The organism is Lichenicola cladoniae, assembly GCF_013201075.1.
GTDB lineage: Bacteria > Pseudomonadota > Alphaproteobacteria > Acetobacterales > Acetobacteraceae > Lichenicola > Lichenicola cladoniae.
The window spans coordinates 2,778,465-2,793,248 of the sequence record NZ_CP053708.1 but is presented as its reverse complement, the minus strand read 5'-3'; the positions used below and the strand labels follow the sequence as shown (position 1 = coordinate 2,793,248).

Annotated in this window: 7 protein-coding genes; 4 read left to right on the top strand and 3 right to left on the bottom strand. The window is 67.0% G+C overall.

Going from position 1 to position 14,784, the window contains the following annotated elements; all coding sequences use genetic code 11:
• Positions 1-43: 43 nt before the first annotated feature.
• Both HN018_RS12775 and HN018_RS12770 read left to right on the top strand, forming a co-directional pair.
• Positions 44-1,333 (top strand): adenylosuccinate synthase, encoded by a 1,290-nt coding sequence (locus HN018_RS12775; RefSeq protein ID WP_171836318.1) that lies wholly within the window; start codon positions 44-46, stop codon positions 1,331-1,333.
• Positions 1,334-1,424: 91 nt separating this feature from the next.
• Positions 1,425-2,321, top strand: coding sequence for a CPBP family intramembrane glutamic endopeptidase (locus HN018_RS12770; protein WP_171836319.1), 897 nt, complete (start codon positions 1,425-1,427; stop codon positions 2,319-2,321).
• A gap of 44 nt (positions 2,322-2,365) precedes the next feature.
• Here HN018_RS12770 and HN018_RS12765 read toward each other — a convergent pair whose 3' ends face one another.
• From HN018_RS12765 to HN018_RS12755, 3 genes are read right to left on the bottom strand one after another with little or no spacing between them, the layout of a single operon-like run.
• Positions 2,366-3,136, bottom strand: a complete 771-nt coding sequence (locus tag HN018_RS12765) for an SDR family NAD(P)-dependent oxidoreductase (protein WP_171836320.1) — start codon at positions 3,134-3,136, stop codon at positions 2,366-2,368.
• A gap of 8 nt (positions 3,137-3,144) precedes the next feature.
• Entirely contained in the window at positions 3,145-4,527 is a 1,383-nt protein-coding gene (locus tag HN018_RS12760) for an aminotransferase class I/II-fold pyridoxal phosphate-dependent enzyme (protein ID WP_171836321.1), read from the bottom strand.
• The gene (locus tag HN018_RS12755) at positions 4,524-11,897 is read right to left on the bottom strand and encodes a type I polyketide synthase (RefSeq protein ID WP_171836322.1); all 7,374 of its coding nucleotides are present in this window, start codon (positions 11,895-11,897) and stop codon (positions 4,524-4,526) included. The genes HN018_RS12760 and HN018_RS12755 overlap by 4 nt, the downstream gene beginning before the upstream one ends.
• A 513-nt stretch (positions 11,898-12,410) precedes the next feature.
• On the opposite strand from HN018_RS12755, the gene HN018_RS12750 reads away from it, so the two are divergent.
• Together HN018_RS12750 and HN018_RS12745 are read left to right on the top strand one after the other, a co-directional pair.
• Positions 12,411-14,375 carry an AI-2E family transporter gene (locus HN018_RS12750; protein ID WP_171836323.1) on the top strand — a complete coding sequence of 655 codons (1,965 nt, stop codon included), beginning with the start codon at positions 12,411-12,413 and terminating at the stop codon, positions 14,373-14,375.
• Between the two features lie 242 nt (positions 14,376-14,617).
• A complete protein-coding gene (locus HN018_RS12745) occupies positions 14,618-14,755 on the top strand; it encodes a hypothetical protein (protein ID WP_171836324.1) in 138 nt (45 codons plus the stop codon).
• Positions 14,756-14,784 lie beyond the last annotated feature (29 nt).

Genomic DNA, 14,784 nt, shown 5'->3' with positions numbered 1-14,784 from the left:
GATCCGTCCCGACTTTTCTTTCAAGCATTCTCCGGAGCACGTCATGTCCAATGTCACCGTGATCGGCGCCCAGTGGGGCGACGAGGGCAAGGGCAAGATCGTCGACTGGCTCGCCAGCCGCGCCGAGATCGTCGTCCGCTTCCAGGGCGGGCACAATGCCGGCCACACGCTCGTCGTCGGCAACCAGACCTACAAGCTGTCGCTGCTCCCGAGCGGGCTGGTACGCGGCAAGATGGGCATCATCGGCAACGGCGTGGTGATCGATCCCGAGGCGCTGCTCGGCGAGATCGACCGGGTGAGGGCGCAGGGCCTGCCGGTCGGCCCGGAGACGCTACGCATTGCCGAAAACGCCACCCTGATCCTGCCGGTGCACGGCGCGCTCGACCGTGCCCGCGAGGCGGCTCGCGGCGACCGCAAGATCGGTACCACCGGGCGCGGCATCGGCCCGGCCTACGAGGACAAGGTCGCCCGCCGTGCGATCCGCATGTGCGACTTGGCCGAGCCGGAAACGCTCGACTGGAAGCTCGACGAGATCCTGCTGCACCACAACACCCTGCTGGCCGGCCTGGGCGGGGAGACCTTCACCAAGGAACATCTGCTCGGCTGGTTGCTCGCCCTGGCGCCGCGCCTGCTGCCGTACATGGAGCCGGTCTGGGAACGCCTCGACGATGCCAGGCGTGCCGGCACCCGCGTGCTGTTCGAAGGCGCGCAGGCGGTGATGCTCGACGTCGACCACGGCACCTATCCGTTCGTCACCAGCAGCAACACCGTCGCCGCCAACGCCGCCACCGGCAGCGGCGTCGGTCCAGGCTCGGTCGGCTTCGTGCTCGGCATCGCCAAGGCGTATGCCACGCGTGTCGGCGCCGGCCCGTTCCCGAGCGAGCTGTTCGACGAGACCGGCCAGATGCTCGGCCAGCGCGGCCACGAGTTCGGCACCGTCACCGGCCGCCCCCGCCGCTGCGGCTGGTTCGACGCGGTGCTGGTGCGTCGCGCGGTCCGCGTCGGCGGCATCAACGGGCTGGCCCTGACCAAGCTCGACGTGCTCGACGGCTTCGAGAAGATCCGGGTTTGCGTCGGCTACAAGCTGGACGGGCAGGAGGTTCGCCATCTGCCGGCCGCCCCCGCCGCGCAGGCACGCATCGAGCCGATCTACGAGACCATGGATGGCTGGCAGGACAGCACCCGCGGCGCGCGCTCCTGGGCGCAGTTGCCGGCGCAGGCGGTGAAGTACGTGAAGCGCATCGAGGAACTGGTCGAGGCGCCGGTGACGCTGCTGTCCACCAGCCCCGAGCGCGACGACACCATCCTGATGCGCGACCCGTTCGAGAGCTGACAAGACCATCCGTGTTCGAGTTGTCGTCCCGCCAGCGTCGAACCGCCTTGCTTCTGGTCGAGCAAGGCGCTGGTGACTACCGAACGACCCGATGATGCGCGGGTCGTTGCCGACCAGGGCGGGTTCGATCAGATCCTGGCTCTGCCTCGTGTTTCTCGTTGCCGCCTACTTTGCTTTCGATCCTGCTGCAGACGCGATCTACCGGCCGCTGGCGCATGTGTTCGGCTGGCACATGATCGCCGACAGGCTGATGGGGCTGCCGCCCTACGCCTTGCTCATGGTGGTGAGGCTCGGTCTGGATCTCGTCGTCGTATTCGGCGTGCACGCGATACTGGTCCGCCGGCTGAACGGTTTTCCGCTGACCGGACCTCGCATGGCGAGCCGGACACTGCTCGGTTTCGCCACCGGTCTTCTCGTCATGGCCGGCGCGATCCTGCTCATCATCGAGACCGGTCATGCAACGGTGCGACTGGCTCAGCAGTCGGCTGCTGCGTCTTTGGTCAGCGGCTCCGGCTGGCTCTTCTTCGACTTTGTCGGTGCAATGGGGGAGGAGCTTTATGGACGCGTGGCGGTCCTGCTTGTCGCCGAGCGGCTGTTCGGTCGGAAAGGCGCCATTCTCGTATCAGGCTTGATGTTCTCGGTTGTGCATCTGGGCAATCCCGGGGTGAGCTGGATCTGGCTGCTGCGGATTTTCCTGCAGGGCGCGTTGCTTGCGTATGCCGTCTATCGCACCGGGTCGTTCTGGTGGGCGACCGGCTATCATACCGGCTGGAACTGGGCGAGCGCCCCGCTGTTCGGAGCGGCCGGCAGCGGATATCTCGATCGCGGTCACCTTCTCGACTTCACGCCGCACGGCTCCGGCTTGATCACGGGTGGCGTGGTCGGACCCGAGGGAAGCGTGTTCGCCTTCGTCGCCGTACTGTGCGCTTTCGGCTTGCTGACCGTCACCACGAGTCGATCGCCGCAGAAACGACGCCCGGCTCGATAAGTCCGCACACGTGCTCGACGTCACTCTTTGTTCGCGCAGCCGGTTCAGCGTGGATCCACGTGGAACCGTATATCCTTGGTCGCCAGCCGATTGATCGCTTCCGGCACGAACGGGGTGATCAAGGCCAGCATGTAGAGCACGCGCGGAAAACCGATCACCTGCTTCCTGCGCGCGATGCCGGTGGCGATCAGGCGCGCGGCAGCCTCGGAACTCATCTTGCCGGGCTGCTTGCCGATATGGCTATCGGTCATCGCGCTCTCGACATAGCCGGGACACACCACCGACACATGGACGCCGGTCCCTGCCAGCGCCGCACGCAGCGCCTTGCCGTAGGCCAGCAGCCCGGCCTTGCTGGCGCTGTAGGCGGGTGCATCTGCCACCGGCGACAGGGCCGCCAGCGAGCTTACCAGCACGATATGACCGCGGCCCCGACCGAGCATGGAAGGCAGCACCGCCTGTACTGTATCGACGGCGCCGAGCAGGTTGATGTCGATGACACGCCGCGCCGCATCGGCGGTTTCCAGGGCGCCGTCTGCCCGCCTGCCATCCAGAACGCCAGCGTTGACGATCAGGAGGTCGACCGGGTGGTCTGCCTCGAACCCGGCGAGGAACCCGGTCAGGGCCGGACGATCGCGCAGGTCGAACAGGCCTTCGCGAACCTCGGCCCCGGCCGCACGCAGATCTGTGCCGACCGCACCGAGCCGGCCAGGGTCGCGCCCGACCACACCCAGCGCGACGCCGGGACCGGCATAGAGTTTCGCCAATGCCGCGCCGATGCCGCTGGAGGCACCGGTAATCACAATGTTGCCGAACACCGGCACGGTCAGGATACGATCTCCGGCATCTTAGGCCTGGCCGTCATGCGGGGCGTATTTCCGCCGCCATCGATGACGGCCAGTTCCTCGCAGATGGCGACGACTGCCCCGTCGAGCTCGGCGTCGGTATGTTCGGAGGAGATGAAGAAACGCAACCGCGCCGACCGTTCGGGCACCCCGGGCGGGATGATCGGAAACGCGTTGTAGCCACGGCCGAGCAGCCGGTCGGCGAGGGTGAGGGTGCGAAGCGAATCGCCCAGGATGATCGGGACGACCGCGTAGCCCCAGCTGGTGCCGACATCGAGGCCCGCCGCGCGGGCGGTATCGAGGAACCGTCGGCCGTTGGCCTGCAGCCGTGCCACACGCTCCGGTTCGCGCAGCATCAACCGGATCGCGGTCGATGCTGCGATGCAGGCGGGAGCGGGCAGGCCGACGCTATAGACCATGCCGGGCGCGGTCAGCTTGAGGTAGTCGACCAGCGCGCGGCTGCCGGTGACGTAGCCGCCGCAACTGACCAGCGTTTTCGACAGGGTGCCGAGCCAGATGTCGACGCGTTTCGGATCGACGCCTGCCATCTCGAAGATGCCGCGGCCGGTCTTTCCGAGAATCCCCAACGCGTGGGCGTCGTCGACCATCAGCCAGCAATCATACTGCTCCTTGATGGCGACGAGGCGCGCGAGATCGGGACCGTCGCCGTCCATCGAGTACAGGCCTTCGGACACCACCAGCACGCGCTCGAACCGCTCGCGGCTGCCGGCCAGGATATCCTCGAGTGCCGCCATGTCGTTATGCGCGAACGACCGCCGCGTGGCGCCGCAGAGCTGTGCACCGACCACGATGCAATTATGGATCAGGGCATCGTGCAGGATCAGGTCCTTGGGCCCCAGCAACGCGGCGATGGTCGAGACCGCCGTGGCATGGCCGCTGACGAACACCAGCGCAGCTTCCGACTCGTAGATGTCGGCAAGCGACTGTTCCAGATCCCGGTGGAAATCGCGCTCGCCCGCGGTGATCCGGCTGGCCGATACGCTGGTGCCCCATTCCGCGGTCGCGTCGGCGACAGCGCTGGTGATCTCGGGATGGCCGTTGAGGCCGAGATAATCGTACGAGGCGAAGTTGACCACGCGGTTGCCGTCGATGACGCTGCGCGCGCCGGCACGGACATCGTGGGGCTGATAGAACGGGAAGCGCAGGCCCAACGCGTCGGCCATGGCCCGCTGACTGCGCAGGTTCTGATACGCGGGGATGCTCTCGAACGACATGTCGCGACCGGTGTGCCCGACGAACGCAGCCTGCTCGGTGTCCTTCGCAGGACCGGCGCGCCGCATGGTGTCGAGCAGGGCGGATTTCGCGCTCCCGCTCAGGCGACCATTGGAAACATCCATGCTCATAGCAGGACTTTCGCGACATCGTGCTGTCTGACAGCCTTGTCGATCGCGATCATTCCGGCGGCCAGGCTGGCGTCGTCCAGGCCGTGCTGCTGCATCATGCGCAGGCCGGCATCGTCCTCCGTCTGCGGACCGGTGCGCAGGCTGGTGATCAGCCGCGCGGCGAGATCGTTCACACTGATACCGGCGGTGATCGCGACGACCGGCAGTTCGATCCCGAAGCGTTTCTCGATGCTCATGCGTAAGTCCAGGCTCATCATCGAATCCAGTCCAAGTTCGTCGAGCGGGCGGGCCATTTCGATCTCTTCGGGGGGCAGGCGGAAAATACGTGCAACCTCGGCGGCCACGAGACCGGCGACCAGGGCACGGGCGTCGCCCGCGCTCTTGCCGGCGATGCGGGTGGCAAGGTCGACCTCGATCACGGCGACACCGTCGTCGGTAGCGAACAGGTTTGCGAATGCCGGGGTCTGCAGCAGTTTCAGGCTCTGCAGCGCGTCGCCCGGACGGAGCAGCGCGCAATAGTTTGTTGCTGGACACTCGCCCGTTCTGGACAGCAAGGTTTCCAGATGAGCCAGCGCCGCCCGGGACTGCATCGCCTCGATACCGGTCAGCCGCGCCAGCCGTGCAGCGGTTTCCGTATCGCGGGCAAGGATTCCGGCATCCGCGATGGCGCCCCAGCCGACCGCAAGTCCGGCAAGGCCTGCCGCACGCCGTTGCGCCATCAGCCCCTGCAGGTAGCCGTTCGCGGCGACGTAGGCGCCCTGGCCCGGATTGCCGACCATCGTGGTGATCGACGAGAAGGCCACGAAATAATCAAGTTCCGTTCCGCGCGTCGCACGATCGAGATTGGCGGCGCCGTCGATCTTGGGCGCCAGCACCGCGCGCGTGCGGACCGGGTCCATGCCGGCGATCATGCCGTCATCCAGCACCATGGCGGCATGGATGATGCCCGCCAGACGCCTATGCGTGCGCGTCAGCCGGTCGATCAACGCCGCGACCGCGTCCGCGTCGGTCACGTCGAGTGTCTCGACCAGGAGGGTCGTGCCGCCGGCCCGGATCGCCGCGGCGCGCGCCTGCAACGGCTGCTCGATCACGCCGCGGCGCGATGCGATGACGATGGTCTCGGCTCCGCGTTCGGCAAGCCAGGCAGCGGTCTCGAAGCCGAACCCGCCGGCACCGCCGACGACCAGATGCACGCCGGATTTCGGCTTGAACGGCATGTGGGCGATGCGTGTGGCGACCGGGCGTGCAGCCGGGCGTACGACGAGCTTGCCGACATGCCCGGCCGATTGCATGAGGTGGAACGCGCGATCGACCTCGTGCCACTCGAATGCGCGATGCGGCAACGGCGACAACGCGCCGGTGCCGAAATGCGTCGCGAGTTCCGCCAGCAGGCGTTCGACCAGCGGCAGGTTGGCGGCGAGAAGCTGGTCGAGATCGACGCCGAAATAGCTTAAATTTCGACGGAACGGCCGCAGTCCGAGTGCCGTATTCTGCACGTAGTCGCGCTTGCCGAGTTCGATGAAGCGACCGAACGGCTTGAGGCATTTCAGGCTCGCCAGCATGGCTTCCCCGGTGAGGGAGTTCAGCACGACATCGACGCCGCCGATATCCGCGCGGATCTCGTCGAGAAATGCGGTGCTGCGCGAGTTGTAGATCTTCTCGGCACCGAACGCCGCGGCCAGCGCGCGCTTCTCCGGCGAGCTGACGGTGGCGGCGATGCGCGCGCCGCGCAGTCGGGCGATCTGCATCGCGGCGATCCCCACTCCGCCGGCCGCGCCATGGATCAGCACCCATTCGCCGGGCTGGATCTGGGCCATGTGGACCAGGGAATACCAGGCGGTCAGGAAGGCCACCGGAATGCTCGCGGCGGCAATGGTCGGGATGCCATCCGGAACCCGCGTAAACACGCGCGAATCGGCGGTGCCGTGGGTCGCGAAGCTCTCCCGTCCGAAACCCATGACGGCGTCGCCCGGTTTGAGATGGGTGACGCCCTGACCGACCCTGAGCACATGGCCGGCGCACTCGAAACCGAACACCGCGCCGGCCAGCCCGTCATCCAGCACGTCGTCGTCGAGCAGGCCGCTGGCCAGCATGACATCGCGAAAGTTGAGACCGGATGCGGCGATCTCGATTTCGATCTCGCCGGCCTCGGGTGCGCGACGAGCAGCTTCCACCCAGCCGAAACTCGCCATGGCGCCATGCGAGCCTAGCTGCAGGCGCACCGCCTCGACGGCTTCGGTGGCAGGCGGGGCAGCGACCATCCGGGTGGCCGAGATGCCGGTCGCGTCCAGCAGCAGCTCGGTTTCCTCACCGGGCCGGGCCATGAGTGCCACCAGGCGTCGCACCGCGTCCTCGACGTCGAGCTCCAGCGCAAGATCGACCAGCCTGAACTCGAGTCCTGGATATTCATTGATCGCGACGCGGACGAAGCTCCAGAACGCCTCCGCAAGCGGATCGATGTCGGCCGCCCGGTCGGACCGCAGGCCGCGCACGACGACCCAGAACCGGCATTGCATGGTGCGGACGAGTTCGAGCACGGACGAAAGCTCCGCGATCGACCGGTCCAGGCCGCCTTGCCCGGATCCGTAGGCCTGGAACACCAGCTCGCTCATGCCGCTGGCCTTGGAGACGATCGCCGCCATCCCGGCGCCCTTGCACACGACGACGGTACGACCGGCGGTGACCAGCGCCTCGCCGAGATCCGGCCAGTCCTGCAGCAACAGTACTGGCGCCAGTTCCGCCATGGCGACAGAGACATCGCGAGCCTTGGTCTTGCCGACGATGATGCTGCCGACCTCTTCGCCGAGCCGATGCGTCCGGACGTCGGCGAACCCGGCGCTCCCGATCATCCGGCCGTCATCCTGTGCCGCCGCGATGCGACCGACGACGGATCGCGCACCGGATGACTGCGCGAACCAGTCCTCGTCCATGCCGAGCAGGCACTCGAACACCGGGTTTTCGGGAGGTAGCAGGATACAGAGAGGGGCACCGGGGGCGAGGCGATGGGCAATGGCACGCCCGAGTGCCGTATCGCCGGCGAAGAGCGGGCCGAGCGCCAGGCCAAGGGCCAAGTCGAAGGACGGCCCGATGGCGGCCGCCGCGTCGGGATCGGCCGCCAGGAAGGTGATGCCGGCGATCGCGCCGTGCCGTGCGGCGGTCAGGTTGAGCTGCTTCTGATCGGTGCCGATGACGGTGATCGTCACGCGGCGATCCTGCACCAGCGGCGCCAGGCTCTGCAGGATGCCCAGGCAGAACGACTCCGCAACCAGGATGCGCAGGGGTTCAGGTGCGATCCGGGCCTGCAGGTCGATGCAGATCGCAAGTGCTGCATCCAGCACCGGCACCAGCAGGATCGAGCTGCTCTCGAACCGCTCGGTCGTGCCGGCATTGCGTTGCGGCGCCTCGCCGGTCCGCAGCATGCGGTCCGTGCCTGCCAGTGCCTGCGCGGCCAGCACAAGCTCGGAGCTGGCGCCGGAAAACTCGGCGGCCAAGGTCTGCAGGATGTCGTGCGGGTCCGGCAATCCGCTCTCGGCCGCCAGGGTCCAGCCGGAAGCCGCCTCCGTGGCAAGTCCGGCGTGCCGCAAGGTGGCGAGCAGGCTCCTGAGCAATGGCACCGAGCGTGCCGCGACGATTCCGGCAGTCGGCCGGATCGCTGAATCGCCGAACAGGCCGCGCAGGCTCTGGAACGCCAGGGACCGGGCGAACGCACCGAGATAGAGCCAGGAGTCGGGCGCCGTCTGAGCGTCGAGCTGCTCGAGTGTCGCGATCACGCCTGCATGCAGATCGACCCCGGATGCCTCGCGCGACAGGCGGATCGGCTGCGACTGAAAGAACACGCTGTCGCGCGCGCGCTGTTCCAGCACCACGGCGCGGAACAATCCACCGGTCAGTCCAGCGATGAACTGTCCGTCGCGGTCGTAGAGGGTGACGCCGACCGACAGCGACTGGTCGGTCTCCCGGTCGATCACCACCCGCGCGCGGGCGGGAATGGCGTGGTCGCGTTCGACCCGCAGCGCGCCGAACCGTACCGGCAGGTAGGCATAGCGCTCGTCCGCCCGCCGCTTGATGTTGTCGAACATGGCGTGGAAGGCGGCATCGAGCGCGATCGGGTGCAGGATCTGGCGACGACCGGACAGGCCCGCCGCCTCCTCGTATGGCGACAGTTCGACTTCCATCAGCGTATCGCTGCGCTCGCCGCTGAGCACGCGCTGGAACAACTTCCCATAGCTGACGCCGCTGGCGCTGGCGGCGTCGTATACCTGTTCGGTGGTCAGGTGCTTGGGCAGCTGCACCGGTGGAATGAACGCAGGCACCGGCGAGGCGACCTGGACGATCCGGCCGCGCGCATGCAGCGTCCATTCGATGGTGCCGTGGCGGGGACGGCTCCAGATTTCGACCGTGGCGGTGTCGCCATGCAGCCGCACGGACATTTCGCGCATCTGGTCCGGCTGCAGCGTCAGCCATTGCAGCAGGTCGAAATCCTCCAGCCCGATCGGGCCGGCCGGGAACACCTCGCGGGCGACCGCCAGGGCCATCTCGGCAAAGGCCGTCGCGGGCAGAACGATCTCGCCGTCGATACGGTGCTGCGCGAGATAAGGCACCACGGTCGCATCGATCAGGTTGCGCCATTCGGGCGTTCCGGACAGCAGGCGGCTGCCGATCAACGGATGACGCGGCGCATCCCCCATCAGGTCCATCGCCTCGCTGGTCTGCGCCTGCCGGTATGTCTTGCGCTGCCACGCATAGGGCGGCAGGCGGACGCGGCCGGATGGCCGGGCGCCGAACACGCGCGGCCTGTCGACGGCACACCCCAGCACCACGGCGCGTGCCAGCACCCTGAGCAACGGGTCGCCATCGGCCGGCCTCTCGATGAGGCTCGGGATCACCGAGCCACTGAAGCCGGCTTCAGCCAGCGTGTCGGCGATGCTGCTATGGAGGATCGGGCGGGGTCCGATCTCGACGAAGACCGTCGCACCCTGAAGGCCGGCGGTCTCGACCGCGGCGCTGAACAGCACCGGCTGGCGCACATTCCGCCACCAGTAGTCGGTATCCAGCCGCTCGCCCGGCGTGACCGCGCCGGTGACCGTGGAGACGAAGGTGGCGCGGCCGGGCTGCGACGCGATCGTGCCGAACGCCTCCAGCAGCGGTTCGCGCAGCTTCTCGAGCAGGCTCGAATGGAACGGATAGGGCAGTTCCAGAACGCGTGCGGCGATCCGGCGCTTGCGCGCCAGCCGCGAGAACGCCTGGATCGCGTCCATCGGGCCGGCGATACTCACCGAACCGGGGCTGTTGACCGCGGCGATCTCGAGGCCGTGCAGACCACCCTCGAGGAACAGCGCCTCGGCACCGTCTCGTGAGATGTTGGCGACGGCCATGCCGCCCAGCCCATGCGCGGCCTCCTGCTGGCTGCTGCGGTGGAAGATGACGCGGACCGCCTCGTCGAGGCTCAGCGCGCCGCAGGCTTCAGCCGCGGCGACCTCGCCGACGCTGTGGCCCAGAACCATGTCCGGCTTCCAGCCATAGGCCGCGAGACCCGCCGTCAGCGCGGACTGCACCGCGAACAGCAGCGGCTGTACCAGCTCGGCCTGTTTCTTCGAGTTTGCGATGTCCGGATCGTGCAGCGCATCGACCAGCGACCAGTCCGCATAGCGCGCGAAGCTGGCATCGACGGCCCGGAAGCGCTCGCGGAACGCCTCGTTGCGGGCGAATGCCGCACGGCCCATGCCTACCCACTGGCTGCCGTTGCCGGAATAGACAAAGCAGGTCCGTGGGTGCTGCGACGGCGCGACCCCGTCGGCGCCACCGGCAAGCCCGCCGCTATCGGCGAACCCGCGCAACGCGTCCGGCGTGGCCTCGGCCACGGGCAGGGCAATGCGATGGCCGGCGAGATCGCGCTGCCAGGCTACCGCGGCGGCGAGCTGCGCGGTATCGCTGCCCGCGTCGATGAGATCCGCGTAGGCGCGACTGGTATCGCGCAGCGCCTGTCGGGAATGCGCCGACAGCACGAGCAACTCGGCGCTCTGGCCCTGGGCGTCATGCGAATGATGTCCAGGCAGTTCACTCGATTCGGGCTGCCGGATCACCACGTGCGCATTGGTGCCGCCGAAACCGAACGAGGACACGCCGGCGAGCCAGGTGCCGGATGCCGGCAAGGCGAGCGACTGCGTCGCCAGGGCCAGGTTCAGCTCGGTGAAATCGATGGCCGGGTTGATCGCGGCCAGATGCAGTGATGCCGGCAGCCGGCGATGCTCGAGCGCCAGGATCGCCTTGAACAGGCCTGCCAGCCCGGAGGCCGGCTCCAGATGGCCGATGTTGGACTTGACCGAGCCGATCGGCAGCGGTGCATCGCGACGCTGGCCCAGCGCCTGGCCAATCGCGGTCGCCTCGGCGGGGTCGCCGACCCTGGTGCCGGTACCGTGCGCCTCGACGAATGCCAAGCGGTTCGGGTCGAGCCCGGCGTGCCCGTAGAGCCGGTCGAGCAGGATCTTCTGGCCTTCGGTGGCGGGTAGGGCGATGCCGTTGGTGCGGCCATCGGAGTTGACGCCCGATGCCAGGGCCACCGCCCGCACCCGGCGGCCCGACGAGATCGCGGTCTCGAGGCGTGTCAGCACCATCGCCACCACGCCCTCGCCCCGGACATAGCCGTCGGCCTCGGCGGAGAACGGCCGGCACAGGCCGGTCGGCGACAGCATCGACGCGCGCGAGAAGCCGATGAACGGAAACGGCGAAAGCAACAGGTTGACGCCTGCAACGATCGCGGTGTCGATCTGCCCCGAGGCGATTGCCGCCTGCGCCTGCGCGAACGCCACCAGCGAGGACGAGCATGCGGTATCGACGGTGAAGCTCGGGCCGCGCAGGTCGTAGATGTAGGAAATGCGATTCGACAGGATCGAAAGCGTGTTGCCCGTCATGAAGTGGCTGTCGATCGAACCTGGATCGGCCACATGCAGGTTGCCGTGGTCCAGTCCGGACGCTCCGACATAGACGCCGACGTTGGTGCCGGCGATCGAGCCCGGCGAGATGCCGCCATCCTCCAGCGCGCTCCAGACGGTCTCGAGCAGCATCCGCTGCTGCGGGTCCATCTCCTCGGCCTCGCGCGGCGAGATGCCGAAGACGCCCGGATCGAAGCTCATCGGGTCGGCAATGTAGCCACCGGCGAACGAATAGCTGAAGCCCGCCTCGGTCCGGCGCGGATGGAAATAGCGTTCCGGATGCCAACGGCCTGCCGGTAACGGCCCCATCGCGGACTGACCGCCATCCAGCAGGCGCCAGAACGAGTCCTCGTTAGACGCGCCGGGCAGGCGGCAGGCGGCACCGACCACCGCGAGACTCGATGCCTCTACGCGCGTCTGGACGTTCGAGGAGAACATTGGCAGCCTGATCCTTAGCAAAGACGGGTCGTGCAGGTGGTCTGGCTGGTCACCGGGCCAGGATGCATATGTGACAGTCTCGTTCGTTTACCGCCCTTTTCGCTTCGGACACCACTGAAGCTTGAGCGGCACGACGCAGCGGCGCAGGAAACACGGTCGTAGTCCCGGCACCGCTTGGGTTCGAGCTACAGGCTTCGGGATCCTGATCCTGAACTTGCGATCAATCTTGTAGAACGATTGACGTCACCCTTCAAAACCGGGCCAGGACTGATCGAACTCGATACAGGGCCAAGTCTTCTACTATAACAGCAAAGCTCGATCGGCCAGATGAACTACGGGTAATGTCCTGACGCCGCCACGGCAGGCATACCCGACAGTCGCGAATGCGAGGAAGTCGCTTCCGGGGCGGGCATGTTCCGCGGCTTCGGCCATCTGCAAGCAACAGATCGCACCAGCCGACGTTACCGCTCGCTCGACCAGGCGTAGTGGCCGGCGATTCTCAGCAGGTGCATCATGTCGTTCGCGTCGAGTCGTCCAACTGCCGACCTTCCGCGTGCCCGCGTCCCGGCGGCAGACACGCCGCCCGCGGAGAAGCTGACGGGGATCGTGGCCGGCGTGGTGATCGTCGCGGCGCTGTATCTGGGCCGGGAGGTGCTGATCCCGATTACACTCTCGGTTCTGCTGAGTTTCGTGCTGGCACCCCTGGTTCTCCTGCTGCAGCGCCTGTGGGTTCCGAAAATTCCGGCCGTGCTGCTATCGGTCATCACGGCGCTCGGCGTCCTGCTGGTCCTTGGCGGGATCATCGGGACGCAGATTGCATCCTTGAGCAGCGATCTGCCGCGATACCAGAGCACGATCGAGCACAAGGTCGCCTCGGTCAGGAGCTTCACGTCTGGCCACCTGCGGGAGATCACCAACAAGATCGGCAAGGAAACATCCGGCGGCGGGCCGCAGGCGACGGCGCCAACGGCGCCGGACGGGCAGAAGCCGATGCCGGTCGTGGTGCAGCAACCCTCGCCGACGCCGATCCATCTCCTGCAGCAGGTGCTGAGCCCGATCGTCAGTCCACTGGAGACGATCGGCATCGTGTTCGTGGTGGCGATCTTTATCCTGATGCAGCGCGAGGATCTGCGCGATCGGATGATCCGGTTGTTCGGCTCGGACGACCTGCTCCGGACGACCGCGGCGCTCGACGATGCAGGATCGCGCCTCGGGCGCTATTTCCTGACCCAGCTCGGCATCAACGCCTTGTTCGGCGTGATCATCGGCGTCGGCCTGATGCTGATCGGCGTTCCGAATCCGATCCTCTGGGGCGTGCTCGGCACGCTGCTCAGGTTCGTGCCGTATGTCGGCTCCGCGATCGCGGCGATCCTGCCGATCGCACTCGCGGCGGCCGTCGATCCGGGCTGGTCGATGGTCGCCTGGGCCGCCGCCCTGTTCGTGGTGACCGAAGGCGCGATGGGCCAGGTCGTGGAGCCGCTGGTCTATGGCCATGCGACGGGCCTGTCGCCGGTCGCGGTGATCGTGGTGGCAATTTTCTGGAGCTGGATCTGGGGCCCGATCGGACTGATCCTGTCCACGCCACTGACCCTATGCCTGGTGGTGATGGGCCGTCACATCGAGCGGCTGGAGTTCCTGGATATCCTGCTCGGCGACCGGCCGGCCCTGACTCCGATCGAGAGCTTCTACCAGCGCATGCTCGCCAACGACGACGACGAGATGTTGCGCCAGGCAGGAACGTCGCTGAAACAGCGCTCGTTATCCTCGTATTACGACGACATCGTGCTCAAGGGACTGATGCTCGCGGCAGCCGACATGCAGCGGGGCGCGCTGCTTCCGGAGCGGGCGATACAGATCAACCAGGCGGTCCAGGAACTGGTGAACGATCTGGACGGGCACGACGATCTCGACCCGTCGCCGGGCGCGACCGAGCAGCCGCTCGCCGGCAAGCGCCGCGAGGACCGCGAAGTGCCGGTGACGCCGCCGCCGCTTGATACGGCTCCCGCCAGGACATTGCTGCCGTCCCACTGGCAAGGGCATAGTCCCATCCTGTGCGTTGCCGGACGCGGCCCGCTCGACCTCGCCGCATCCACCATGCTGGCACAGCTGCTCAAGAAGCACGCGATCGGGGCGCGGGTCGCATCGCACAACGATGTTTCCCGCGAGACGATCGACACGTTCGACGTGTCCGGTATCGCGATGATCTGCGTCTCGTATCTCGATCTGAGCGGCAATCCCGTCCGGATCCGCGGTCTGCTCCGGCGTCTGCGCCAGCGTATCCCGGATGTGCCGATCATGATGGGTCTATGGCCGGCCTCGACCGAGGGTGATCCGAGATCGGGAGCTCCGGACGACCATGCGACGGACGACGAACTCAGGAGCCAGATCGGCGCCGACTTCTATGCAGGCAGCCTGGCCGAAGCCGTTTCCGAATGCGTCAGGTTCGCACACATGGAAGCCGAGGCGTCGGCGGTCTGAGGATCGTCGCGCCGGGAACCGAATGCGGACGGTTACCCGGAACCGTGGCGGGATGTGCTGGAAGGTAATCCTGGAGGCCACGCGCACCCTGCGATCGACATCAACCGTCCGCAGCAGCGCCGTGGCTTCGCTTCCATGCAGCAATCCACAGGCAACTCAATAAAATGGTGGAAGCCAGGCGAGTACGGCTGAGCCTTGTCACATTGTTCTTCGATAGGTCGTGCTTCAGCACGCATCTCTGGATGACCGCCCTCATCCCCGCGCTGCCAACCCTGATGATCTTCCGGGTCGGCATACTCGACGATCCTTGCAGCGGCGAAGTCAGCATCAGCTCCCCAGCCCTGGAGATCGTCTATTCCCAGGCCATGACAGGCAGATAATCGAAACTGGTCAGGCGAAACTGCAAGAA